Source organism: Nocardia sp. CA-135398 (genome assembly GCF_050955845.1).
Classification (GTDB): Bacteria; Actinomycetota; Actinomycetes; order Mycobacteriales; family Mycobacteriaceae; genus Nocardia.
In genome coordinates this window covers 66,453-89,460 of sequence record NZ_CP192084.1, presented here as the reverse complement: position 1 = coordinate 89,460, position 23,008 = coordinate 66,453, and the positions used below count along the sequence as shown (strand labels likewise).

The 23,008-nt window shown below is 66.0% G+C and carries 25 protein-coding genes; 16 read left to right on the top strand and 9 right to left on the bottom strand.

Going from position 1 to position 23,008, the window contains the following annotated elements:
- Nucleotides 1–209: 209 nt before the first annotated feature.
- The gene (locus tag ACQP1T_RS00405) at nt 210–926 is read left to right on the top strand and encodes a TMEM165/GDT1 family protein (RefSeq protein ID WP_433757952.1); all 717 of its coding nucleotides are present in this window, start codon (nt 210–212) and stop codon (nt 924–926) included.
- A 450-nt stretch (nt 927–1,376) separates the two neighbouring features.
- Here ACQP1T_RS00405 and ACQP1T_RS00400 read toward each other — a convergent pair whose 3' ends face one another.
- Together ACQP1T_RS00400 and ACQP1T_RS00395 are read right to left on the bottom strand one after the other, a co-directional pair.
- A complete protein-coding gene (locus ACQP1T_RS00400) occupies nt 1,377–2,048 on the bottom strand; it encodes a TetR/AcrR family transcriptional regulator (protein ID WP_433757951.1) in 672 nt (223 codons plus the stop codon).
- Between the two features lie 35 nt (nt 2,049–2,083).
- Complete coding sequence (locus ACQP1T_RS00395) at nt 2,084–2,971, bottom strand: SDR family NAD(P)-dependent oxidoreductase (protein WP_433757950.1); 888 nt, start codon at nt 2,969–2,971, stop codon at nt 2,084–2,086.
- Between the two features lie 217 nt (nt 2,972–3,188).
- Between ACQP1T_RS00395 and ACQP1T_RS00390 the strand changes: the two genes are divergently transcribed.
- Nucleotides 3,189–3,956, top strand: coding sequence for an SDR family NAD(P)-dependent oxidoreductase (locus ACQP1T_RS00390; RefSeq protein WP_433757949.1), 768 nt, complete (start codon nt 3,189–3,191; stop codon nt 3,954–3,956).
- A gap of 68 nt (nt 3,957–4,024) precedes the next feature.
- On the opposite strand, the gene ACQP1T_RS00385 is transcribed toward ACQP1T_RS00390, so the two are convergent.
- The 4 genes from ACQP1T_RS00385 to ACQP1T_RS00370 form a co-directional block, all read right to left on the bottom strand.
- Nucleotides 4,025–4,843 carry a methyltransferase domain-containing protein gene (locus tag ACQP1T_RS00385; RefSeq protein ID WP_433757948.1) on the bottom strand — a complete coding sequence of 273 codons (819 nt, stop codon included), beginning with the start codon at nt 4,841–4,843 and terminating at the stop codon, nt 4,025–4,027.
- 91 nt (nt 4,844–4,934) lie between these two features.
- Nucleotides 4,935–5,417, bottom strand: coding sequence for an N-acetyltransferase family protein (locus ACQP1T_RS00380; protein WP_433757947.1), 483 nt, complete (start codon nt 5,415–5,417; stop codon nt 4,935–4,937).
- Nucleotides 5,418–5,630: 213 nt separating this feature from the next.
- Nucleotides 5,631–7,586 carry a molecular chaperone HtpG gene (gene htpG / locus ACQP1T_RS00375; RefSeq protein ID WP_433757946.1) on the bottom strand — a complete coding sequence of 652 codons (1,956 nt, stop codon included), beginning with the start codon at nt 7,584–7,586 and terminating at the stop codon, nt 5,631–5,633.
- 21 nt (nt 7,587–7,607) lie between these two features.
- Entirely contained in the window at nt 7,608–9,407 is a 1,800-nt protein-coding gene (locus ACQP1T_RS00370) for a TM0106 family RecB-like putative nuclease (protein ID WP_433757945.1), read from the bottom strand.
- 291 nt (nt 9,408–9,698) lie between these two features.
- Between ACQP1T_RS00370 and ACQP1T_RS00365 the strand changes: the two genes are divergently transcribed.
- The 9 genes from ACQP1T_RS00365 to rraA all read left to right on the top strand — a co-directional run bounded on the left by ACQP1T_RS00365 (nt 9,699) and on the right by rraA (nt 15,113).
- Nucleotides 9,699–10,349, top strand: coding sequence for a DUF6474 family protein (locus ACQP1T_RS00365; RefSeq protein WP_433757944.1), 651 nt, complete (start codon nt 9,699–9,701; stop codon nt 10,347–10,349).
- Between the two features lie 8 nt (nt 10,350–10,357).
- Nucleotides 10,358–10,894 carry a hypothetical protein gene (locus ACQP1T_RS00360; RefSeq protein ID WP_433757943.1) on the top strand — a complete coding sequence of 179 codons (537 nt, stop codon included), beginning with the start codon at nt 10,358–10,360 and terminating at the stop codon, nt 10,892–10,894.
- A gap of 42 nt (nt 10,895–10,936) precedes the next feature.
- Nucleotides 10,937–11,593: a YcnI family copper-binding membrane protein gene (locus ACQP1T_RS00355; RefSeq protein ID WP_433757942.1), complete on the top strand. Its 657-nt coding sequence runs from the start codon at nt 10,937–10,939 to the stop codon at nt 11,591–11,593.
- The gene (locus ACQP1T_RS00350; RefSeq protein ID WP_433757941.1) at nt 11,590–12,144 is read left to right on the top strand and encodes a copper resistance CopC family protein; all 555 of its coding nucleotides are present in this window, start codon (nt 11,590–11,592) and stop codon (nt 12,142–12,144) included. Before ACQP1T_RS00355 ends, ACQP1T_RS00350 begins: the two co-directional genes overlap by 4 nt.
- Nucleotides 12,145–12,163: 19 nt before the next feature.
- A complete protein-coding gene (locus ACQP1T_RS00345) occupies nt 12,164–13,102 on the top strand; it encodes a copper resistance D family protein (RefSeq protein ID WP_433757940.1) in 939 nt (312 codons plus the stop codon).
- A gap of 58 nt (nt 13,103–13,160) precedes the next feature.
- Nucleotides 13,161–13,619, top strand: a complete 459-nt coding sequence (locus ACQP1T_RS00340; RefSeq protein ID WP_433757939.1) for an SRPBCC family protein — start codon at nt 13,161–13,163, stop codon at nt 13,617–13,619.
- A gap of 44 nt (nt 13,620–13,663) precedes the next feature.
- Nucleotides 13,664–14,044: a DUF5313 family protein gene (locus ACQP1T_RS00335; RefSeq protein WP_433757938.1), complete on the top strand. Its 381-nt coding sequence runs from the start codon at nt 13,664–13,666 to the stop codon at nt 14,042–14,044.
- Nucleotides 14,045–14,119: 75 nt separating this feature from the next.
- Complete coding sequence (locus ACQP1T_RS00330; RefSeq protein ID WP_433757937.1) at nt 14,120–14,485, top strand: DUF5313 family protein; 366 nt, start codon at nt 14,120–14,122, stop codon at nt 14,483–14,485.
- Nucleotides 14,486–14,630: 145 nt separating this feature from the next.
- Entirely contained in the window at nt 14,631–15,113 is a 483-nt protein-coding gene (gene rraA, locus ACQP1T_RS00325) for a ribonuclease E activity regulator RraA (protein WP_433757936.1), read from the top strand.
- 10 nt (nt 15,114–15,123) lie between these two features.
- On the opposite strand, the gene ACQP1T_RS00320 is transcribed toward rraA, so the two are convergent.
- Complete coding sequence (locus ACQP1T_RS00320; RefSeq protein ID WP_433757935.1) at nt 15,124–15,345, bottom strand: RNA-binding S4 domain-containing protein; 222 nt, start codon at nt 15,343–15,345, stop codon at nt 15,124–15,126.
- A 143-nt stretch (nt 15,346–15,488) separates the two neighbouring features.
- Here ACQP1T_RS00320 and lysX point away from each other — a divergent pair, with 143 nt between their 5' ends.
- Together lysX and ACQP1T_RS00310 are read left to right on the top strand one after the other, a co-directional pair.
- Nucleotides 15,489–18,812 carry a bifunctional lysylphosphatidylglycerol synthetase/lysine--tRNA ligase LysX gene (gene lysX, locus ACQP1T_RS00315; protein ID WP_433757934.1) on the top strand — a complete coding sequence of 1,108 codons (3,324 nt, stop codon included), beginning with the start codon at nt 15,489–15,491 and terminating at the stop codon, nt 18,810–18,812.
- A 123-nt stretch (nt 18,813–18,935) separates the two neighbouring features.
- Nucleotides 18,936–19,169 carry a hypothetical protein gene (locus tag ACQP1T_RS00310; RefSeq protein ID WP_157110190.1) on the top strand — a complete coding sequence of 78 codons (234 nt, stop codon included), beginning with the start codon at nt 18,936–18,938 and terminating at the stop codon, nt 19,167–19,169.
- Nucleotides 19,170–19,227: 58 nt separating this feature from the next.
- On the opposite strand, the gene ACQP1T_RS00305 is transcribed toward ACQP1T_RS00310, so the two are convergent.
- Nucleotides 19,228–20,742: an MFS transporter gene (locus tag ACQP1T_RS00305; protein ID WP_433757933.1), complete on the bottom strand. Its 1,515-nt coding sequence runs from the start codon at nt 20,740–20,742 to the stop codon at nt 19,228–19,230.
- Between the two features lie 108 nt (nt 20,743–20,850).
- On the opposite strand from ACQP1T_RS00305, the gene ACQP1T_RS00300 reads away from it, so the two are divergent.
- Entirely contained in the window at nt 20,851–21,558 is a 708-nt protein-coding gene (locus tag ACQP1T_RS00300) for a winged helix-turn-helix transcriptional regulator (protein ID WP_433757932.1), read from the top strand.
- Between the two features lie 26 nt (nt 21,559–21,584).
- Here the strand turns inward: ACQP1T_RS00300 and ACQP1T_RS00295 are convergent, their stop codons facing one another.
- The gene (locus ACQP1T_RS00295) at nt 21,585–21,773 is read right to left on the bottom strand and encodes a hypothetical protein (protein WP_433757931.1); all 189 of its coding nucleotides are present in this window, start codon (nt 21,771–21,773) and stop codon (nt 21,585–21,587) included.
- Between the two features lie 78 nt (nt 21,774–21,851).
- Between ACQP1T_RS00295 and ACQP1T_RS00290 the strand changes: the two genes are divergently transcribed.
- Complete coding sequence (locus ACQP1T_RS00290; RefSeq protein ID WP_433757930.1) at nt 21,852–22,469, top strand: histidine phosphatase family protein; 618 nt, start codon at nt 21,852–21,854, stop codon at nt 22,467–22,469.
- A gap of 166 nt (nt 22,470–22,635) precedes the next feature.
- A complete protein-coding gene (locus ACQP1T_RS00285; protein ID WP_433757929.1) occupies nt 22,636–22,938 on the top strand; it encodes a hypothetical protein in 303 nt (100 codons plus the stop codon).
- Nucleotides 22,939–23,008: the final 70 nt, after the last annotated feature.

Sequence of the window (23,008 nt, the reverse complement as noted above, 5' to 3'; positions counted from 1 at the left end):
CGGCTGCGGGGGTACAGTCGATGGCAGCGAAGGGGAGTAGCCCGCAATCGCGCTGTCGACATACTGGTCCGCCGCCTCACGAGGGCGCGGACCCGGCCGCGTGAACCGGCGTAGATCCGGTGGGCGAGACCTTCGGCCGAGACAACCATTTCGTTGTCGGCCGGAGTCGTAACCCGATCTTCCGGCCGGAGCCCGGGAGTGCACACCACATGATCGCGACGATATTGCTGAGCGTCGGAATCGTCTTTCTCGCCGAGTTGGGTGATAAGTCCCAGCTGATGGCGTTGACGTTCGCGCTGCGCTACCGCTGGTGGGTGGTGCTCGGCGGCATCGCGACCGCCACCGCCGCGGTACATCTGATCTCGGTCGGGGTCGGCTATTTCCTCGGTGCCGCGCTGCCCACCCGGGCCATCGCCCTGGTCGCCGCGCTGACTTTCCTGGCTGTCGGTCTGTGGACGCTGCGCGAACATTTCGGCAGCGATGATGCCGAAACCGAACCCAAGCCGCCACGTTCGACAACCGCGCCGTACTTCGTAGTCCTTTCGGCATTCCTGCTCGCCGAACTCGGTGACCGCACCATGTTCGCCACCGCCGCCCTGGCCACCGACAACAGCTGGGTCGGCGTCTGGATCGGCTCCACCATCGGCATGGTCGCCGCCGACGCCCTCGCCATCGCCGCGGGCATTCTGGTCGGCAAGCATCTACCGGAACATGTCATCGGCATTTGCTCCGGCCTGCTGTTCCTCTACTTCGGCACCGCGAGCCTGCTCGCCGCCACCAGCCCCGACCTCGGCATGCTGACCAGCGGCGCACTAGCCACCGCCGCCCCGGCCGCAGCAGGCGTTGCCCTGCTGATTCGCTCGCGGCGCGCCCGGCGCAATTCGGAACCCGTCGCGGTAGCCGAACCCGCCGAACAGAGGCGCTGATCGCTCGCGCTGAAGCCGGTCCTTCGGACTGACGCGACATCAGCAGGCATTGCCCTGCTGATTCGCTCGCGGCGCACCCGGCGCAATTCGGAACCCGTCGCGGTAGCCGAACCCGCCGAACAGAGGCGCTGATCGCTCGCGCTGAAGCCGGTCCTTCCGACTGACGCGACATCGCTTCGCCGTAGAGATCGATCAGTGCAGCAAAATTCCGCGCGGGTCCCGAACGCCACGCCAACAGCAGCCGACGGGGCTGTGCTCCGGCCCGCCGTAACCGCGCCACACGCCGTTGTCAGCATGGGAGAAGACCCCGCGCCGCACTGACGGGCATACACAACCGGACCGGCGGTTTCCACCCGGCTTGCTTTTGTACGGCATCAGCCCGGGCGGCATGTCACCAAGCGCGAAATACGCAGCCGCCGCGAGTCGCCCACGCGCGGCCGGTACTGCCATTCAGGCCCGCACTTCGAACTGGTGCATCGCCTCGCCGTAGAGGTCACCGCTGCGGCGGACCAGGTCGAGTAGGGGTTCGCGGAGGGCTCGGATACCGGGTAGGTCGTCGACGGCTATACGGGCGGTGACCATGGCGCTGACGGCGGCGGCGAGGGTTTGGCAGGCGAAACGCTGTTGGTCGGTGCGGGCGTCGAGGACGTCGGCGATCATCGAGACGAAGGATTCCTGCAGTTGGGCTCGGCGGGCGACAGCCTTCGAGCCCACCGCGTAGACCTCGACGAGGTAGAGGCGGGCGTACGCGGGTTCGGCGATCAGCCCGTCGAAATAGGCCTCGAGGATGCGGCCCATCCGGTCGGGATCGGCCGGGTTGGCCGAGTCCCGCGCATCGCCGCTGATCGCATTCGCGACATTCGCGATCAGCAACTCGACAGCCCGCTCGTAGGCCGCCTCGAAACAATCCTCCTTGGAACGGAACTGCTCGTAGAAGGTCTCTCGGGAAACCCCGGCCCGCTTCAGAATGGCCGCGACCGAGGTCCCGACGTATCCGTTCTCGACCATGGCCTCGGCCATCGCGCTCAGGATCCGCTCGCGCTGCGAGGCGATCACCTGCTCCCGAGGCAGGCCGTGTCGCCCCCGCGGGAGTTGGCGTGCGCTGCTGGCGGATTCGGTCATGCAATGGCTCCGAAGGTCGGGCGGACGATATCCGGCTACGCCGGTCGCTCCATTTTGCGGGGTCTGGCCGGTTGGTCGGTGGTGAAGGGCGCATCTTCGGTGCGCGCGATCTCCAACGCCCGCGCCACCCCGCGCCGCAGCGCGATATCGATGACGCGCTGAGCGATCGGCCGGAACGGCAACGCCACCGCTACCCACCAGGGCGACACCACCTGACGTTTACGCCGGGCGATGGCGCGCTCGACCGCATCGATGGCGGGACCGAGCGGTGCGACTCCCGACACCGTGGACCGGCCGAGAATGGCCCGTGCGGCGGCGGTACCGAAGCCGCGCGCAGTCATATCGGTATCGAGTTCGGCGAAATACGCGACCCCGACCTTCGCGCCGGTATGCCTGACCTCGTGCCGCAACGTATTGCCGAGCGCCTCCACCCCGGCCTTCGACGCGCTGTAGGCCCCGACCAGCGGCAGATTCACTGCGGCCGCCAGCGACGAGACGACCAGCGCGTATCCGTTCGGATGACAGATGTGCGGTCCGGCGGCGCGCAGTGTGTAGTAGACGCCGAGCACATTGACCGCCAGCGTCTCCTCGATGACCGCCGGATCCCCGCCGAGCAGCGCCACTTGTTTGGCGATCCCGGCATTGGCCACCACCACATCGAGCCCGCCGAGTTCGGTGACCAGCGTGCTGACCACCCGCTCCACCTGCCGGTGATCGGCGATATCGCAATAGCGCCACGGTGCGTCATCGCATTCGCGCGCCACCTCCGCGAGCAGATCCGCCTCCAGCCCGAGCAGCGCTACCTTCGCCCCTTTCGCGTGCAGCTGCCGCGCCAGCGCGGCCCCGATGCCGCGCGCCGCGCCGGTGATCAGAATCCTGCGCCCGGCCACGGACGAGGCGGAAAACAGGTGCCGACCCGTCACCCGGCCACCACCCCTGATCGAACCGCTTCGCGATGCTGCATAGCTGCGACGATACCAGCCGCGAACACGTATGTTCGCAAATAATTTCCCGTTTATCCGGCAGTGCTATGGGGGGCGGGCATCGGGTGCGAGGGAGTCGTGATCGGCCTCTCATATGGCACCGGTTAGGGTGCAATTGACGAAGGGCCAACTGGCTGTCACGAACGAGAGGACCATCGTGGAGATTTCGGGTTCCGCCGCCATCATCACCGGAGGCGCATCCGGCCTCGGCGCCGCCACTGCCAAGCGTTTCGCCGATCTGGGCGCGACCGTCTTCGGACTCGACGTACCCCAATCCATCGAGCGCGCCGGGGATAACGTGCCCGATGGCGTCACCCTGATCCCCGCCGACGTCACCAGCAATGACGAGGTTTCCGCCGCGGTCGCGCAGGTCGTGGAATCCGGTGTGCCGCTGCGCATCGTGGTGAACTGCGCCGGTGTCGGCTGGGCCGGGCGCATCCTGTCCAAGAACGGCCCGCACGATCTGGAGCTGTTCCGCACCGTCATCACCGTCAACCTGCTCGGCACCTTCAATGTGATGCGGCTGGCCGCCGACGCGATCGCCAAGACCGACACCGTCGACGAATACGGTCAGCGCGGCGTCATCATCAACACCGCCTCGGTCGCCGCGTTCGAGGGCCAGATCGGCCAGATCGCGTACTCGGCCTCCAAGGGCGGCGTGCACGGCATGACCGTCCCGGCCGCGCGTGACCTGGCCCAGTTCGGCATCCGGGTGAACACCATCGCCCCCGGCATCATCGACACCCCGATGCTCGCCGGTGTCACCGAGGAGTACCGCAAGGGCCTCGAGGCCGGTGTGCCCTTCCCGTCGCGCCTGGGCCGCCCGGACGAGTACGCGCAGCTGTCGCAGTACATCGTCGAGCACGACTACCTCAACGGCGAGACCATCCGCATGGACGGCGCCCTGCGGATGGCTCCCCGCTGAGAGCCTGCGGCGCAAGACAACTACGCCCCGTCATCCGCTGGATGGCGGGGCGTTTCGGTGTGGCTGTATCAGGGGGTCGGCTTGTGGCCGATGCCGAGGAAGGCTGTGGTCGAGAGGGGTTTGTGCGGGCGGTAGTTGACGGCCAGGTAGGCGCGCATCAGGGCGACGCGTTCGGCCCACACCTGCTCGCCGACGGTGCGGCGCATCAGCAGCAGCGGGGCGCTGCTGCGCATCATGGTCTCCCACATTTCGTCGGCATCGGCGAAACTCAGTGTGCTGGTGTGACGTTGGATGCTCACACCGGCGAAACCCGCGGTGCGCATCTCGGTCGCGAAGACCTCCGGATTTTCCAGGTTGAGGAAATTGGGTTGAGGTTCTTCGATGGTCGGATCGGCGGCGGCGAAGGCGCCGAACATCATTCGCATGAGCGATGATTCGGCCACCGGCGCCCAACTCGACACCACGGCGGTGGCACCGGGACGCAGCACCCGGAACAATTCGGCGAAACCCTTGGCCCGATCCGGGAAGAACATCAGGCCGAACATCGAGAAACCGGCGTCGAAGCTCGCGTCGTCGAACGGCAGCGCCTGCCCGTCCCCCACCCGCGCTTCGATATTGGTCAGCCCGGCGGCGCGTGCGTCCTCGGTCAGTCGCTGGATCATCGATTCGGAGAAGTCGATGGCCGATACCCGCGCCACCCGTTCGGCGGCGGGCAGACTCAGCGTGCCCGGACCCGCCGCGACATCGACCACCTGTGATCGTGCCGAAAGAGCGGCGAGTTCTAGTGCTTGTGCGGAGAAAGGCGCCACGATCGCGGGTCCGAATTCGGCATATCCGTCGGCGACGAGATCCCACGGTTCGGCGGCGGCAAGCGGGTTACCAGACATCAGCTGACGATCCTTTCGACCGTCCAAGGCTAACCGGGCGATACCCCCGGAACCTACCAACTCCGGCCGATCTCATTGTGCGCCAAGCAGATCAGATCTTGCGTTCGAAGGTGATCAGGTGATGGCCGGGCCCGTTGTAGTCGCGCACCGGTCCGGCGACCGTGAAACCGAGGTGCCGGTGGAAGCCGATCGACTCGTCATTGCCCGGCGAGGTGATCGCCTTCACGATATGGCGGTCATCGGCCCTGGCGATCGCGAAGAACCGCTCGTAGAGCTCGCGCGCGAGGCCGCTCTTGCGGGACTGCGGATCGACGCCGACGAAGTGGATGTAGGCCTCATCCGATTCCGACGGTGAGAGGAAGCCGATCAGGAATCCGGCCAGCCATTCGGTCGGTTCCCGCCGTCCGGCGCCGGGCACCTCGGCGACCAGGCTGGTCCGGTAGAAATGGTCGAGGAACAGCCTGGGCAGGTGCGGTAATACCGAGCGCCCCCACCAGTCATCGATAACGGTGGCGATGGCGTCGTAGTCATCGGCACGTGCGGCCCGGATGACCGGCCCGTTCGCATTAGGCACGTCAGCTAGCCGCCTCCCCGCATATTCAAGCCAGATCAAATGCCACGATAGTCGCGTCGGCGCCCAGCGGTGAATCAGTGCCGGAGCGCAGCCCGTCCCCGACTTGTCCGACAACCTGGCGGGTCGTCGCAGACCTGGTGAGCGGTTCACACAGGTTGGAACCTATGTGAACCGCTCACTGGTTTTGTGTCCTCATTCTTGGCTGGTCGACCTTCAGAGCGTACGGGTCAGCCGCTCGGTGAGGATCTGGGCGAAGCGGGCCGGATCCTTCAGTTCGCCGCCCTCGGCGAGAACCGCTGTGCCGTAGAGCAATTCGGCGGTCTCGGTGAGCTCGGGAACCTTACCCGCGTCGGCGTCGTCCTTGCGGGTGTCGTAGGCGTCGCGCAGACCGGTGACCAGCGGGTGGGTCGGGTTCAGCTCGAGGATCCGCTTGGATTCGGGCACCAGCTGACCGGAGGCGCGATACATGCGCTCCAGCATCGGGGTGAAGTCGAAGACATCACCGACGAGACAGGCGGGCGAGGTGGTGAGCCGGTTGGTCAGGCGCACCTCCTTGACGCTGTCCAGGGTCTTGCCGAGCCAGCCGAGCAGTTCGGCGAAGTCCTTGTCCTGCTGTTCGCGCAGCGATTCGGTGGCCTTCTTCTCCTCCTCGGTCTCCAGATCGACCTCGCCCTTGGCGATGGACTGCAACGGCTTGCCGTCGAATTCGGTGACCGAACCGACCCACATCTCGTCGACCGGATCGGTCAGGATCAGCACCTCGCGGCCCTTGGCCTTGAAGGCCTCCATATGCGGGGAGCTTTCGACCTGCTGACGGGTCTCGCCGGTCATGTAGTAGATGGCGTCCTGGCCGTCCTTCATCCGCTCGACATAGGCGGCGAGGGAGGTCAGCTCTTCCTCGGAGTTGGTCGAGGCGAACGAGGAAACCTGCAGCAGCGTCTCGCGGTTGTCGAAGTCCGAGAGCAGGCCCTCCTTGAGGACGCGCCCGAACTCCTTCCAGAACGTCTGGTACTTCTCCTGGTCCTCTGCCCCCTGCAGTTCCTTGACCGTCGAGAGCACCTTCTTCACCAGGCGCTTGCGGATCATCTGGATCTGCCGGTCCTGCTGCAGGATCTCGCGCGAGACATTGAGCGACAGATCCTGCGCGTCCACCACACCCTTGACGAAGCGCAGGTATTCCGGCATCAGCTCTTCGCAGTTGTCCATGATGAACACCCGCTTGACGTAGAGCTGCACGCCGCGCTTGTGCTCGCGGGTGAACAGATCGAACGGCGCGTGCGACGGGATGAACAGCAGCGCTTGATACTCGAAGGTGCCCTCGGCCTTCATCGGGATGATCTCCAGCGGATCGTCCCAGCCGTGGCTGACGTGCTTGTAGAACTCCTTGTACTCCTCGTCGCTGACCTCGCTCTTCGGGCGAGTCCACAGCGCCTTCATGGAGTTGAGGGTCTGCTCCTCGAGAATCGTCTTCTCGGTCTTCTCCTCGCCCTCACCCTCGGTGACGGTCCGCTCGACCTGCATGCGGATCGGCCAGGCGATGAAGTCGGAGTACTTCTTGACGATCTCGCGGAGCTTCCACTCCAGGGTGTAGTCGAAGAGGTGGTCGTCCTCGTCCGGGGTCTTGAGCTGCAGCGAGACGGCGGTGCCCTGCGGTGCCTCGTCGAGGGTTTCGATGGTGTAGGTCGAGCTGCCCGCGGCCGACTCCCAGCGGGTGCCCTCGGTCTCGCCCGCCTTGCGGGTGGTCAGGGTGACCTTGTCGGCGACCATGAAGGTCGAGTAGAAACCGATGCCGAACTGGCCGATCAGCTCCTCGGCCGCCGCATCGGATTTGGCCTCGTTGAGCTTCTTGCGCAGCTCCGCGGTGCCGGATTTGGCCAGTGTGCCGATCAGATCGACCACTTCGGCGCGGGACATGCCGATGCCGTTATCCCTGACCGTGAGGATCCGGTTGTCCTTGTCGACCGCCAGCTCGATATGCAGATCGGCGGTGTCGACGTGCAGATCCTTATCGCGGAAGGACTCCAGCCGCAGCTTGTCCAGCGCGTCGGAGGCGTTCGAGATCAGCTCCCGCAGGAACGTGTCCTTGTTGGAGTAGACCGAATGGATCATCAGCTCGAGCAGCTGATGGGTTTCTGCCTGGAACTCGAGTTGTTCGACGTGCTCTGTCACGTCGCGATGGTACCGCTGCGGCTATCCGACATCCGCCGACATCTGCCCGAAGTCGGCCAAGCCGGGCACCTCGATGTCGGCGCGGTGCGGATCAGCGGCCCGTGCGGGGCGTGGATGCATCCATTCGCGCAGCACCATGGTGGCCCGCACATCGTCCTCGTTGTACTCCAGCAGCCGGGTGCGCTGACTCGGATCGGGTTCGCCCTCGTAGCCGACGGCCAGCCGGTACCAGCTCATCGACGCCTCGCCGCCCGCCTCCGGATCGCGCCAGGAGAAACCGGCCACCGGAGCGATCTTCTTGAGCCCCTTGCCATTCGGGCAGATGAACTGATCGGAGACGGCCTGGAACATATCCACCCACTGCGGTTCGTCGACGAACGCGCGCACCTGCTCGACCGTCGGCACCCCGGGCCGACCCGCGAACCGGCGCGCCGATTCGTAGAGCCATTTGTCCTCGGCGGTACGCGAATAGCAGTAGGCGGCAAAGGTTTTCCCGGCCGCGATGGCTTCGGCGCGCACGGTCATCAGCCAGGTCCAGAATTCGCCGAAGGAACGGCCCTCATCCTCGGTGGGCAGCGGATCCCAGGTGACGAACGGACGGTACACGCCGTCGAGCAGCGTGCCCCACAGATATGCGCCGTACTCCTGGAAGCTCTCCAGATCGACATCCACCTCGACATCGGCCCTGCGCACCCAGACCCGCTCGACCCGGCGCACCAGCGGCGCGCCCGCGAGCCAGGCGCGGGCGGTCACCACGGCCTCGTCGAACGGTCCGTGCTGCCAGTCCTCCGGATCGTCGCCGACCCAGGCGGCCAGATCGTCGATGGTCTCGACGCCGTGCCCGCGCAGCACCTCGGCGCGGGAACCGGGCGCGACCAGGCTCACGTCACGATGTTCGGTCAGCCAGCCCTCGCAGCTCTGACCGGCGACCCGCGCCTCGTCGGCGGGCGCTTTACGCGTCCACCACGGGCACTGGCGGCATTCGGGCACCTTCGACGGAACCGTCGGCAATTCTCCGCGCACCACCGCGATTCGGTCGGCATAGCGCCGGTCGTAATCGGCGAGCAGTGGGCCGAGATCGTGCACGAGAATGCGGTCGAAGTGGTAGCCGATCACGCCGCCGACCAGCGCCGGACTGGCCAGACCGTGCCGCTGCAGCATCCGGTACAGATGCGCGAGCCGCTGTTGATCACGGGGCTGCTGGCGCAGTTTGCGATGTGGATCCGGTTGCGGATCCCAGTGATACGGATCCGAGGTGGTCGGGTGGAAATCGGCCGGTTCGGGCTGACGCGGATCGGTGACCTTGTGATTGACCACGATGACCGGGATGTAGCCGCCCCGATCGCGATCACGCAGCAGGATCTCCGCACCGCCGCGGCGGCCGGTGTCCGGTTCCTGGGGCAGCAGTGCGCCCCAGATGTGTTGTGCGCCTTCGGCACACGCGCGCATGGTGGCCGCGGCCCGCTCCCCCGCGCGCAGCGTCGGATCGATGACCACCCAGTTGTCCGGATCCGCGGCGATCAGTGCCTCGCGCACCCGGGTGCGATGCGCGGTCGCCGCCTCCCGGCGCTGGCGGACCCCGGCATCCTCGATCACCCCGGTCAGCAGGTCCGGATGCGCGGCATTCAGATGCAGTCGGTGCCGACAGCCGATCAATGCTCTGGCATCGACGAATGCGGTCGGCTCGGCGGATATCGGGGCGGGCTCGCTCGGCATCGACGCGGGCTCGGCGGGCATCGACGCAGTATTCACCTCGGCCTGCCGCTCGTCGGCTACGCCTTCGTGATTGCGACCGTCGCGGTCACCGCTGCCCGAATACACATACGCAGTATGGTCCAGACCCCTGACAACTCCGCGAACCGCCTGACATGAGGTCGCCGAGTACACCCTGAACTCGCGTGGTGCACCTGTGGGCGGCGTGATAGACCTATGCACTGGTAGTCCTGCAACGGAATGATTCAATATCACTCGACCCGTTCGGAGCGAGTCTTACGAGCGACGTTCGCGGCCCGTCTCACGTCCGCGCGAAGGCGCGGCCATTCGCCGAGACACCAGGGGGCCGCGAACACGCCGCGCCGCAGGCGCGGCAAATCAGACACAGGAGGGCCTTCGATGGGGTTGTTCACGAAGCGCAAGCGGCGGCCGAGCCGCAGGGCCGAGGCGAAGGCCCTCAAGCACAAGGCCGCCGTGGAGGCGAAACTCGGCGCCAGGAACGACCGCAAGGCCCGCCGCGCGGAGGCCCGCACCCAGCGCAAGGTCGCCAAGGCGCAGATCGCCGCATTGCAGGCCGAGGAGAAGGCCGCACTGAAGGTGGCCGCCAAGGCCGAGCGGGATCCGTTCACCGCGAGCCAGGTCAGCAAGTACCTCGGTGTCGCCCGGGTGCTGGTGCCCGTGCTCGCGCCGCTGGCCTACCGTGCCGCGACCTACATCCGCGGCCGGATCGATACCCGTCGGGCGCATCAGCTCGGCGTCGGCGTCGAGCAGCTCGGTGATTTCAGCGGACACGGCGGTCGGCTGCAGGCGCGGATCTCCAATACCGAAGCCGCCCTGGACAAGATCGGCGCGCAGTCCGGCGACAAGGCGAGCAAGGGTGAGACGCAGAAATTCGTTGCCGCCACCCAGGATCGACTCGGCAATCTGACCGCCGCGATCCGGACCGCGGAGCAGATGCCCGCAACGCGTCGTCGCGCCGTGCACGCGTCGATTTCGAGCGAGCTGTCCGGTATCGAGGCGGACGTGTTGGCGCGCCTCGGCGTCGGCTGATCCATCCGATGTCCCCCGACCAGCCCTCCGGCAGCCCGCGCGGCTGTCTGGTCGGCGGTCTGGTCGGTGCGCTCGCCATCGCCGCACACGGTGCGGGCGGTGGCGGATTTCCGGATTCGGCCGAATCCGCACTGCTGCTTGTTGTTTCGGCGTCGATGGGATGGGTCGCCGGGCAGCTGTGGCACACCGACGGCCGTTGGGCCGTACTCGGTCCGCTCGCGCTCGGACAGCTGGCCGGACATGCGGTGCTATCCGGGCTGATCGACCACAGCCACACCCACGCCGCCGCACCGCGACTCGACCCGTATCTGCCCACCGGCTGGATGCTGTCGGCGCACTTGATCGCAACACTCGGCTGCGTCGCTCTGATCCTGCTGGCCGAGCGGCTCTATGCATTGGCCTCCAGCGTCATTCGCGCGGTTTCCACCGCCGGATCACCGCTCGCACTCACCAGCCCGCCGCGCTGGTCCAATCCCATTCTCCGGCACTACCGCTTTCATCCGAACGGCGCGATCGGTCCGCGCGCGCCACCGGTGTCGGCCTGACCCGCCACACCCAAACCTCTTCGGACAGAAAGCACTTCATCCATGCGTACGCAGATCACGCACGCCTGCACGACGGTGGCCGCCGCCGGTTTCGTGCTCCTCGCGGGTGGCACCGCCTCCGCACATGTCACCGCCGACGCACCCGGCGCGACGCAGGGCAATTACTCGGTGATCACCTTCAAGGTCCCGACCGAATCGGAGACCGCGAACACCACGGGGCTCACTGTCGCCCTGCCCAACCTCAAGAGCGCTCGCACCGAACCGATTCCGGGCTGGAGCTCCAAGGTCGGTCGAAATGACAAGGCCGAGGCCACCTCGGTCACCTGGACCGCCGATCCCGGCACGCCCGGCGTCCGGCCCGGCCAGTTCCAGCGCTTCGTCCTCTCGGTCGGCCCGCTGCCGACCCAGGAGATGGTCAGCTTCCCGGCCACCCAGACCTACAGCGACGGCAAGGTCGTCGAATGGGATCAGCCGATGGGCGCCGACGGTTCCGAACCCGAGCATCCCGCACCGATGCTCACCCTGGCGGCCGCCGCCGGTGACGGCGATGGCCACCACGTCGGCAGTTCGGCCGCCGCCTCGGCGAAGTCGAAGGACACCGACAGCACCGCGCGCTGGCTGGGCGGCATCGGTCTCGCGCTCGGCCTGCTCGGCGTGGCGCTCGGTCTGGGCAATGTGATCCGCGGACGCCGGGCATGAGCGAGCGCGGCACCGCCATGCGCCGCGTGGTCGCCGGACTGGTCGCGGGCCTGCTCTTGCTGAGCATGGGTGCGCTCGCGGCCGGAACGGCGGCGGCCCATTCCACGCCGGTCAGCAGCGTGCCCGCCGACGGCGCGAGCGTCGAAACCGGTCCGGAGCGGGTGAGCATCACCTTCAACGAGCCACTGCAGGAAAGCTTTCCGGCTCTCACCGTGGTGGGGCCGGACGGGAATCTGTGGTCCAAGGGCGACCCGAAGGTGGACGGCCCGACCGTCAGCGTCACGGTCGGCGAACTCGGCCCGACCGGCGTCTACAAGATCGGCTATCGGGTCACCTCCGCCGACGGCCATCCGGTCAAGGGCGAGCTGAGCTTCACCCTGACCAAGGCGGGCAACGGTAGCCCGGGCCCGAAAGCCAACGGCCAGAACAACTCCGGCGGTGCCGATGACTCCGACGGAATTCCGCTGTGGGTCTTCATCATCGGCGCGGTCGTGCTGTTCGGCGGCGGTCTGGCATTCGCCCTGTTCGGCGGCTGGAGCCGCAAATCGTAGTGGTGAGAAGAGCACACCGGTGAACAAGGTGCAGCCGACGACCGGCGGCGGGAATGCGCAAGCTCTGCTGCTGGTCGTCCCGGCCGGGCTGCTGGGCGTGGCGCTCGCGCTGATCCTGGCCGTCCCGGCCCCCGCACAGACCGAGAGCGTTGTCCGGGTGCTGGCGGACTGCACCGGGGCGACCGTGCTCGGTCTGGCCGCACTGCCCCGGCTGCACGATCGGCTGCGGCCGCCGTGGCGGGCGACCGCGGTGCTGGCCGGGATCTGGTGTGTCACCGAATTCACGGTGCTCGTCTTCGAGGCGGCCGCGGTCGTCGGCGTGCCCGTCGGCAAGCTCAGCGGTCGGCAGTTCGGCAGTTTCCTGGTCGAGATCAGTGGCGGTCAGGTCGGTATCGCGGTGCTGATCGGCAGTGGTGCGGTCGCCTGCTATTCGGCGATGGCGTTCCGCCGACCGGAGACCGCATCGGCCGACCTGGTGCTGATCTTCGCCGCGGTGGCGCTGGCGCTGCGGCCGATCACGGGGCATATGTCGCAGCAACCGTTCGGCTCGGTGCTCGCGGCGGTGCACGCGTTGGCGGCGGCGTCGTGGTTCGGGTTGCTGGTCGCGCTGGCACTGGTGGTGCGCACCCGAGGCGAGTGGGCGGTGACACTGCCGCGGTATTCGGCGGTTGCGCTGCCGCTGGTCGGCATCGTCGCGGTTACCGGTCTGGTCAACGGGTTGGTGCGGGTGGGTGGGATCGCACCGTTCGTGACGACCGGCTACGGCCGCATTCTGCTGGCGAAAACCCTTGTGCTGGTTGCCCTGCTGGCCCTGGGCTGGTGGTGGCGACGGGCCTGGGTACCGCAGGCGACGGGGCATCGGATGACTGCGGATTCCTCGCTGCGGCGCGCGGTTATCGAGGTGGCGGTGATGGCCGTGGCCTTCGGACTGGCGGCGACACTGGCGGTCACCGCCTGACGCTTGCAAATGCAAGCAGCCTCTGGCGGGCAGATAACAACCCGTTACAGTTGTGCCCATGACCGAGGTGAAGATCGTCGAGGACTGTGCGGCATCAGCCGAAACAGCCTTCGCGTATGTCAACGACTACCGGAATCTGTCGCGTTTCATCACCGAGGTCCAGGACTTCACGCCGATCACCGAGCAGGTCGAGGGCGTCGGCGCGACCTTCGACGGCACCATCAAACTCGGCCCCGCCGCGCTGCATTCGCGCCTACAGGTCGTGCGGTGGGAAGAGAACTACGCGATCGCGGTGAAGTCGATCAAGGGTTTCGAGATCGAATCGACCTTCCTGTTCCATGCCAAGGGCACCGACAGGTGCACGGTCGACGCGATCGTCGACTATCGCGTGCCGGGCGGAATCGCGGGCAAGGTGCTGGGCAAGACCATCGAGCCGTTCGTGAAGATCGCGGTGAAACACTCCACACACAACCTGACCACCCAGATCGCCGAATTCCACGCAAGCCGGCAGGGCTAGCCGGAACTTGTCCTCGCCGGTCCGGGCGGAGGATGCTTGGCACCATGGCCGACCGAACGACACCGACATTTCCACAGCGCATCGCCTACATCTGCGGACGCACGCTGCCGGAGTCGATGTCGGCCTGGGTACTCGAGGATCTGACCGGTCCCGGTGCGGCCCGGCGCTATCTGCTGCGCTTCCTCATTCCGATGATCCCGGTACTGAGTCTGTTCCTGCTGGTACCGGGACCGAAATGGATGGGCCTGGCGATGATGGCGCTGCTGTATCTGCCGCTGATCTATTTCACCGCCGCGCTGATGTATGTGTATCGGAGGGCGCGTCTGGTCAAGCATGGCCTCGATCCGGCACTGGCCGACTCCGCGTCCAGCAAGCGCGCGGAAACCGAGCGGCTGGACTACGAACGACGCCACGGTCGCGCCTGATTCCGGCTGGCGAATATGCGCCGAACCTGGCGGTGACGCATATCACAGGCATAGCCTGGACATATGAAAGGACATATGAAACGCCCCACGATAGGCCAGCGGATCTCATACGATCTCGGCCGCGAGCTCCCCGAGGAGCTGCACGAGTGGGTCATCCACGACCTCGTCGGGCACGGGGCCGAGGTGCGCTATCTCGTCCGGTTCATCGTTCCATTCATCCCGCTCTTGCTGGTCCCGCTGCTGTTCCCCGGGCCGATCGCACTGAAGATCGGCGTGATCATCATGATGGTCGTGCCGCTCGTCGTGTTCACCGTGGCGCGCAGCTATGTCTGGCGCCGCTACCGGATGCGGCAGCACGGCCTCGATCCGCAATGGATCGACCACAACAAGATGCGCGAAACCGAGCGGATCAAGTACCAGATGCATTACGGGCACCGCTAGCGACACAGCCTTGCGCGGGCGCCCATCGGCCAGCGCTAACCGTCAGCACTCGCTCAACCACCACGGAGCGAGTCTTACGAGCGACTGTTCGCGAGACACAGGGGGCCGCGAACACGCGGCGCCGCGGGCGCTGCAAAATGACACAGTGACGGAATCGCAGAACGCCATTGCCACCGCGGACCTCGCCGACGAGATCGGCCCCGAAATCCGTAGCTGCGATACGCAGTTCATCCAGTTCGGCGGGCGCGCGGAGTTCTCCGGGCGCATCACCACGATCCGCTGCTTCCAGGACAACCTGCTGGTCAAGCAAACCCTGAGCGAGCCGGGCAACGGCGGCGTGCTCGTCGTCGACGGCGGCGCCAGCGTGCACACCGCACTGGTCGGCGACATCATCGCCGGGCGCGGTGTGGCCAACGGCTGGTCCGGCGTCATCGTCAACGGTGCGGTGCGCGATTCGGCCATCCTGCGCACGCTCGATATCGGCATCAAGGCACTGGGCACCAACCCGCGCAAGAGCACCCAGACCGGCAGCGGCGACCGCGATATCCCGGTCGAATTCGGCGGCGTTACCTTCGTGCCCGGCCATATGCTCTACAGCGACCACGACGGCATCGTGGTCCGTGCTTGAGACCGAGCGACTAGTCCGCCGCCACCCTGGCCTTGTGACCGGCGATGGCCACAATGTCGCCGATATGCAATTGCCGTCCGCGACGCAGTTCCACCTCCTCGTTCACCCGTACCAGACCCGCGGCGATCACGGTCTTGGCCTCCGATCCGGAATCGATCAGATTGGCCAGCTTGAGGAACTGACCGAGTCGAATGACGTCGTCATCGATCGGCACATCGACTGCATCGGACATGGGATACATCCTTACTCCGTCGCCGTCGAACCGGAAATCCCACCCCCATCCGCGGTGCGAACGACCGGCGATGACGCACCCGTAACCGACATGCCCGGGTGGTCTTCGAGCACCACCACCGCGGCACCGTACACACTGGTGCTGTGACAACCACGCACGCCCGGCAACATCTCGACACCGAAGCACCCTCGGAAAGATCGGCACCACCGGTTCCGCATCGCGGACACGGACGGCTGCGCGAGGTCCCGCATATCGCGGGTCTGATCCTTGGTGTGTTCGCCGTGCTCTGCTTCCTGTGGAGCCTCTCGCCCGGCCTGCGATATCTGACGCATGTGCCGCGTCGCTACATCGACCTGTACTACTTCGACGCACCGGATACCAGCCTCGTGTGGGCATTGGTGGTCGGTCTGCTCGCGGGGGCGACGGCCAGCCGCAAGCGGATCGCCTGGTGGTTGCTGCTCGGCTATATCGGGCTCTACGCGCTGGCGAATGTGCTCGAATTCGCCGACGAGGCCAATATGCACGCGCTGGTGGCCGCGATGGTGCAGATCGTCGCGATCGGCGTGCTGCTCGCGTCCTGGCGGGAGTTCTACACCAAGGTGCGCCGGGGCGCGGGCTGGAAGGCGCTGGGCGTACTGGCCGGTGGTCTCGCGGTCGGCTGTCTGCTCGGCTGGGGTCTGGTCGAACTGTTCCCCGGTTCGCTGCCGCGTGGTGTGCAGCGGCCGCTGTGGTCGGTCTATCGGGTCACCGCCGCCGTCCTGGTGGACAACGAACATTTCGACGGCCATCCGCGCCCGTTCGTCAACTTCCTGCTCGGTCTTTTCGGCGCCATCGCACTGTTGGCCGCGGTGGTCATCCTGCTGCGCTCGCAACGCGCGGGCAATGCGATGACCGGCACCGACGAATCCGCGATCCGCGGTCTGCTGGAACGCTCCGATGTCGAGGATTCGCTCGGCTACTTCGCGACTCGGCGCGATAAGGCGGTGGTGTTCGCGCCGAGCGGCAAGGCGGCGCTGACCTATCGCGTCGAATTGGGCGTCTGCCTCGCCAGTGGTGATCCGATCGGCATTCGCGAGGCCTGGCCGCAGGCGATCGATGCCTGGCTGCAACTGGCCGACCAATTCGGTTGGGCCCCAGCGGTCATGGGCGCCAGTGAACTCGGTGCGACGGCGTACCGGCGGGCCGGACTTTCGGCGCTGCGTCTCGGCGATGAGGCAATTCTCGACACCAGGACCTTCTCGCTCGCGGGCCCGGAGATGAAGCAGGTCCGCCAGGCCGCGAACCGGTTGCGCAAGCACGGGATCCATGTCCGGATCCGCCGCCATCGCGATATTCCGGCCGAGGAATTCCGGCAGGTGATCGCGCGTGCGGATGCCTGGCGCGATACCGAAACCGAGCGCGGCTTCTCGATGGCGCTCGGCCGCCTCGGCGATCCGCTCGACGGCGAGTGCCTGCTGGTGGAAGCGGTGAACCCGCGGGACCAGGTGCTCGGCATGCTGTCGCTGGTGCCGTGGGGACGCACCGGTGCGTCACTCGAGCTGATGCGCCGAGATCCACACGGCCCCAACGGTGTCATGGAGCTGATGATCTCTCAGCTCGCGCTGACCTCCGAACAGCATGGCATCACCAAGGTTTCGCTGAACTTCGCGGTATTCCGCTCGGTCTTCGAGGAGGGTGGACGCATCGGCGCTGGACCGGTGCTGCGGCTGTGGCGCGGTGTGCTGCTGTTCTTTTCGCGTTGGTGGCAGTTGGAGGCGCTGTACCGGTCGAATGTGAAGTATCAGCCGCACTGGGTGCCCCGGTTCTTCCTGTTCGAGGAGCGCAGGCAACTACCCCGGGTGGCCATGGCCAGTGCACTCGCGGAGGGCTTCCTACCGCGCTTCGGCAAGGACCCCGAGACCATTACCCACACCGGTCTGCACAGCGCGGTTCCGGCGGGCATCACCGGACTGCACGCCGACGGCAGTCCGCCGGATCTGCCGGAAAACGTCGGGGTGGAACAGCTTCCGCGCCGCCCCGAGCAGGTGCGGGTGCGCATGGACAAGCTCGAACGGCTCACGGCCGCCGGTGTCGACGCCTATCCGGTCGCCTATCCGCCGACGCATACCGTTGCGGCGGCGCGTCGTTCACCGCGCGGCACCACGGTGCGGATCTGCGGCCGACTGTTGCGCATCCGCGATTACGGCGGGGTGATCTTCGCGGTGGTCCGGGACTGGACCGACGATATCCAGCTGGTCATCGATCGCGATCGGGTCGGCGCCGAACGCAGCGCCGAATTCGGCGAATTCTTCGATCTCGGTGACCTGATCGAGGTCAGCGGTCAGATCGGGCACAGCCGCCGCGGCGAACTCTCGCTGCTTGCCGCGGACTGGCGGATGATCGGCAAATGCCTGCATCCGCTGCCGGACAAGTGGAAGGGCCTGGCCGATCCCGAGGCCAGGGTGCGTCAGCGCTACGTCGATATGGCGATCAATCCCGAGGTCCGCGAGGTGCTGAGCAAGCGCACCGCGGTGGTGCGCTCGCTGCGGGATTCGTTGAACGCCTGGGGATATCTCGAGGTGGAGACCCCGATCCTGCAGAAGGTGCACGGCGGCGCCAATGCGACACCATTCCTCACCCATATCAATGCCTATGATCTGGATCTGTATCTGCGGATCGCGCCCGAGCTGTATCTCAAGCGGCTGTGCGTCGGCGGTATGGAGAAGGTCTTCGAAATCGGGCGCAACTTCCGCAACGAGGGTGTGGACTTCAGCCACAATCCTGAGTTCACCAGCCTGGAAGCCTATGAGGCACATGCCGATTACGAGCGGATGATGCAGCTGGCCCGCCAGCTCATCCAGAACGCCGCGCAGGCCGCCAATGGCGCGATGGTCGCACTGCGTCCCAAACCGGACGGCTCCTTCGAAGAGGTGGACATCTCCGGGGAATGGGCGGTGAAGACCGTGCACGGCGCGGTATCGGAGGCGATCGGCAGCAAGATCACCCCGCGGACCACACTCGATGAACTGCGCGAGCTCTGCGATAAGGCGGAGGTGCCCTATCAGCACGGCTGGGATGCCGGACAGGTCGTGCAGGAAATGTATGAGCATCTGGTCGAATCCCGTACGGAGAAGCCGACTTTCTACATCGACTTCCCCACCTCGGTCTCCCCGCTGACCCGCGCGCACCGCAACATTCCCGGCGTGACCGAGCGCTGGGATCTGGTCGCCTGGGGTGTCGAATTGGGTACGGCCTACAGCGAACTCACCGATCCCATCGAACAGCGGCGCAGGCTCACCGAACAATCGATGTTGGCGGCCAACGGCGATCCGGAGGCCATGGAGCTCGACGAGGACTTCCTGCAGGCGCTCGAGCACGCGATGCCGCCGACCGGTGGATTGGGGATGGGCGTGGACCGCATCGTCATGTTGATCACCGGACGCAGCATTCGCGAGACGCTGCCGTTCCCCTTGGTGAAGCCACGCTGAAACCTCCGTGTCGAGAATTTCATTCTGAAGGATTTGCAAACATAGAAGGACTTCCCAAGCGGTATTCGCCCGCTAGTCTTGACAACTCGGCCCCGGGAGGAGGCCGTTACCTTCGACAATGGGATGCATATGTACCTTGATCTGCTGACCAATACCGCCCTGCTGGACCCGCAGGTCTGGGCCAGCGCGGACACCTGGACCAACTCCGACACCCTGGCCTCGGCAGTGGAATTCGCGGCCAAGAAAAAGAAGAAGAGCAGCAGCGGGCTGATCATCGGCGGCATCTGCTGCCTGGTCGTCGTCGCGCTGATCGTCGGCGGCATCTACCTGCTTACCCAGCGCAAGAAGCAGCAGTAAGCGCGAGAGAACGGCCCGGCTCGCCAATCGCGAACCGGGCCGTTTCGGTATTTCCGGACTAGATGGCGGTGCGTTCGGAGGCCACCTCGGCCTCGAGCAACAGTTCGTCATCGAGTTCGTCGTGCGGCTGCGCCGGAACCGACTTCAGCACCACCACCGCCGCGACCAGCGCGGCGACCACCAGTGCGACGCCGATCCAGAACGCCAGGTGGAATCCGTTGGTGAGCGCCACATTCGGCGCGGCACCGTCCTTCAGCAGATGTTCGGTCTTGCTCGCCGAAAGGGTGGCGAGCACCGCCAGACCGAGCGCGCCACCGACCTGCATGGTGGTGTTCGCCAGACCCGAGGCCAGACCGGCTTCCTGCGGCTCGACCCCCGACATCGCCAGATTCATCAGCGACGGGAAGGCCAGACCCGCACCGGTACCGAACAGCACCATCGGACCGAAGATATCGATCCAGTAGTTGCCGTCCACCGGCGCCTGGGTCAGCCAGAGCAGCGCGGCGAGAATCAGCAGCAGACCGGGAATCAGCACCTTGCGGGCGCCGAAGCGCATCACCAGATGTTCGGAATAGCGCACCGACAGCAGACCCATGATCGCCGCGACCGGGAAGAAAGCCGTGCCGAGCTGGATCGGCGAATAGCCGAGCACCTGCTTCAGATACAGCGAACCCATGAAGAACATGCCGAACATACCCGCCACGGTCAGCACCTGGATCACATTGGCGCCGGACAGATTTCGTGAGCGGAAGATCTTCAGCGGCATCAGCGGGGTGACCGCCGTCGCCTCCCGCGCGATGAATCCGGCGAGCAGTACCAGCGCGGCCGCACCGAGTCCCAGCGTGGCCGGATCGGTCCAGCCGTATTCGGCGGCCGGCTTGACGATCGTGTAGACGCCGAGCATCAGCGCCGCGGTGATCAGCACGGCGCCGGGCACATCCGCGCCGTCCTTCAGTCCGGCGCCCTTGTCCTTGTCCAGGATCTTCAGCGCGCCGAGGCCGACGGTAATGCCGATCGGCAGGTTGACCAGGAAGATCAGCCGCCAGTCCAACGCGGTCAGGAAACCGCCGAGCAGCAGGCCGATCGCACCACCGGCCGACGCGACAAAGGCATAGCGACCGATCGCCTTGGCCTGCTCGCGCGGGTCCGGAAACATCGCGAAGATCATGCCGAGGATGACCGCCGAGGTCATGGCGCCGCCGATGCCTTGCAGGAAGCGGGCCGCGATGAGGGTCACCTCGTTGACGGCCGCACCACACAGCGCCGAGGCCAGGGTGAAGACCACCAGACCGGACAGGAACATGGTGCGGCGACCGATGAGGTCACCGAGTCGACCGGCCAGCATGAGCAGGCCGCCGAAGGAGATCAGATATCCGTTCACCACCCAGGCCAGACCCGATGGCGTGAAGCCCAGGTCGGTCTGGATATCCGCGAGCGCGACATTCACGATCGTCGCATCGAGCACGATCATCAGCATGCCGCCACACAACACATAGAGGGCGAGCCAGCGCTTACTGTCCGCACCGGACGAGGCGTCCCCCACCTGTCTATGTCGTTCTTTTGCTTCCGTCACCACAGACGCCTTCCACCCGAAGATCGTTACTGTGGCACGCTAGCAATGGTTAGTCCTAAAAGACAACTAATTAATTCAGTTGAAGAATCGACTGATATGCTGTAGCCCATGACTATTGCCCCGGAGCAGCGCGCGAAGCGCAGCTACCACGACGCCTGCGGTGCCGCCCGCGCGCTCGACCTGGTCGGCGAGCGCTGGACCCTGCTCGTGGTGCGCGAACTGCTCCTGGGCCCCAAACGCTTCACCGATCTGCGCGCCGGACTCCCCGGCATCAGCCCCAATGTGCTCTCCCAGCGCCTCGACGAACTCGTCCAGATCGGCGTCGTGCACAAGCGCAAGCTGCCGCCGCCGGTCGGCGCCGCCGTCTACGACCTCACCGATTGGGGTCGCGAACTCGATGACGTGATCGTCGCGCTGAACCGCTGGGGCGCCCGCACCCCCAACAGCTACAGCTGCTCCGACATGTCGACCGATTCGCTTGTGGTCACCCTGCGCACCTCCTTCCAACCCGAGCGGGCGGCAGGAGTGCGCGCCGACTACGACCTGTACTTCACCGGATCCGATTCCGGCACAGACGAATTCCACGCCGTAGTCTCCGATGGCACCATCACCATCACCCGCGGCGCCTCCGGCACCGGTGCCATCGCCATCCACACCACCGTCCCAGCCTTCATCGCCGTCGCCTTCCACGGCCGAGCGCTGGCCGACACCATCACCAGCGGCGAAGCAAAGATCTCCGGCGACGTCGCCGCCGCCGAACACTTCATCAACTTCTTCGAACTGCCAGCGGAATGTAAGGGAACCGCGACAGCCTGACCGCGGGGTGCCGATCCGGGCAGGGGTTAAAGCCGAAGTCTATTCTCGAGCAGCGAGATGACGAGCATGTGAAAGTCCGCCTGCGGACTCACGAAGACAAGGCTCCCGTCGATCAGTTCGGTATGCGGGGGCAGGTCGGGCAGGCGGTCCAGATCCTCGGCGACAAAACCGCCCGGCGGCGGGCGCAGCCACTGCGGAAACGGTTCGACGGTCATGACTTCGAGTATGGCACCCATACGTCGCTTAATCCCCCTAGTGCGAATGAACACCGATCATACGGCAGAGTGGGCGGGGTGCAGTTGATTCTCGTTCGTCATGCTCAGCCGCTGCGAGTGCAAACCGAGGGCGGTCCCGCCGATCCCGGGTTGGCGCCGGTCGGCCTAGAGCAGGCCGAACGGGTGCCTGCGGCGTTGGCTCAGCATCGGATCAGCCGGATTGTGAGCAGTCCGCAGCGGCGGGCGCGGGAGACTGCCGAGCCGACCGCGGCGAAGCTCGGGCTGCCGGTGGATGTGATCGATGATCTCGCCGAATACGATCGTGACCTGCCCGCCTACATTCCGATCGAGGATGCCAAGGTCGAATTCTCGGCCGTCTACGAGCGGATCAAGTCCGGACATCTGCCCGATCAGATCGACGGGCCCGCATTCATCACCCGGGTGCGTGATGCCGTCACTTCGATCGCCGCGCATACCGATCCGGCCGATACGGTGGTCGTGTTCGCGCACGGCGGGGTGATCAATGTGCTGCTGCAGGAGGTGCTCGGCCTGGCCCGGCCGCTGACCTTTCCGATCGACTATTGCTCGATCACCCGGATCCTGTTCTCCCGCAGCGGCCGACGCACCGCGGCGACCGTCAACGAGAACGGCCACGTGTGGGATCTGTTGCCGCGCAACATTTCACAGCAACCTTGACGGTTGTTCCCAGACTCTTGCATTCACAGTCGACTGCCAGACGAGTCGCACCTCGATCCCAGTGACGGAGCCTTCGATGGGACGGGTGAGCCGCCGTAGCGACTGCTTGCAGGTCGCTCGAAACAATCAGCACCAGCGACTCACGATCCGCGAGAAAGGAACCGTTTTGCTCTCCAAGACAAGGCGTATCGTCGTCCGGGTTGCAGTCGCAGGCGCGTTGATCGCCGTACCACTCGGCGCACTCGCCGGCACCGCCTCCGCGGCCGAGCCCGATGCGTCCGCCCAGTCGGTATCGGATCAGATTCCGTTGCAAGGTATCGAGATCGACCGGCATCACCACCATCACAACCACCTCGGTGATGGCGGTGACGACCAGGGTCCATGGTTCCCGGGGCCGGATAATGGCCGCCCCGGCCCCGGACCGCAGCCCTTCCAGCAGTTCCCACCGCCGACCGGCTCCGCAGGCTGATCCGGGTAGCAGAAAGCGAAAGGCCACCCCTCCGCCGGGAGAGGTGGCCTTTCGCTATGGGTGAGACCAG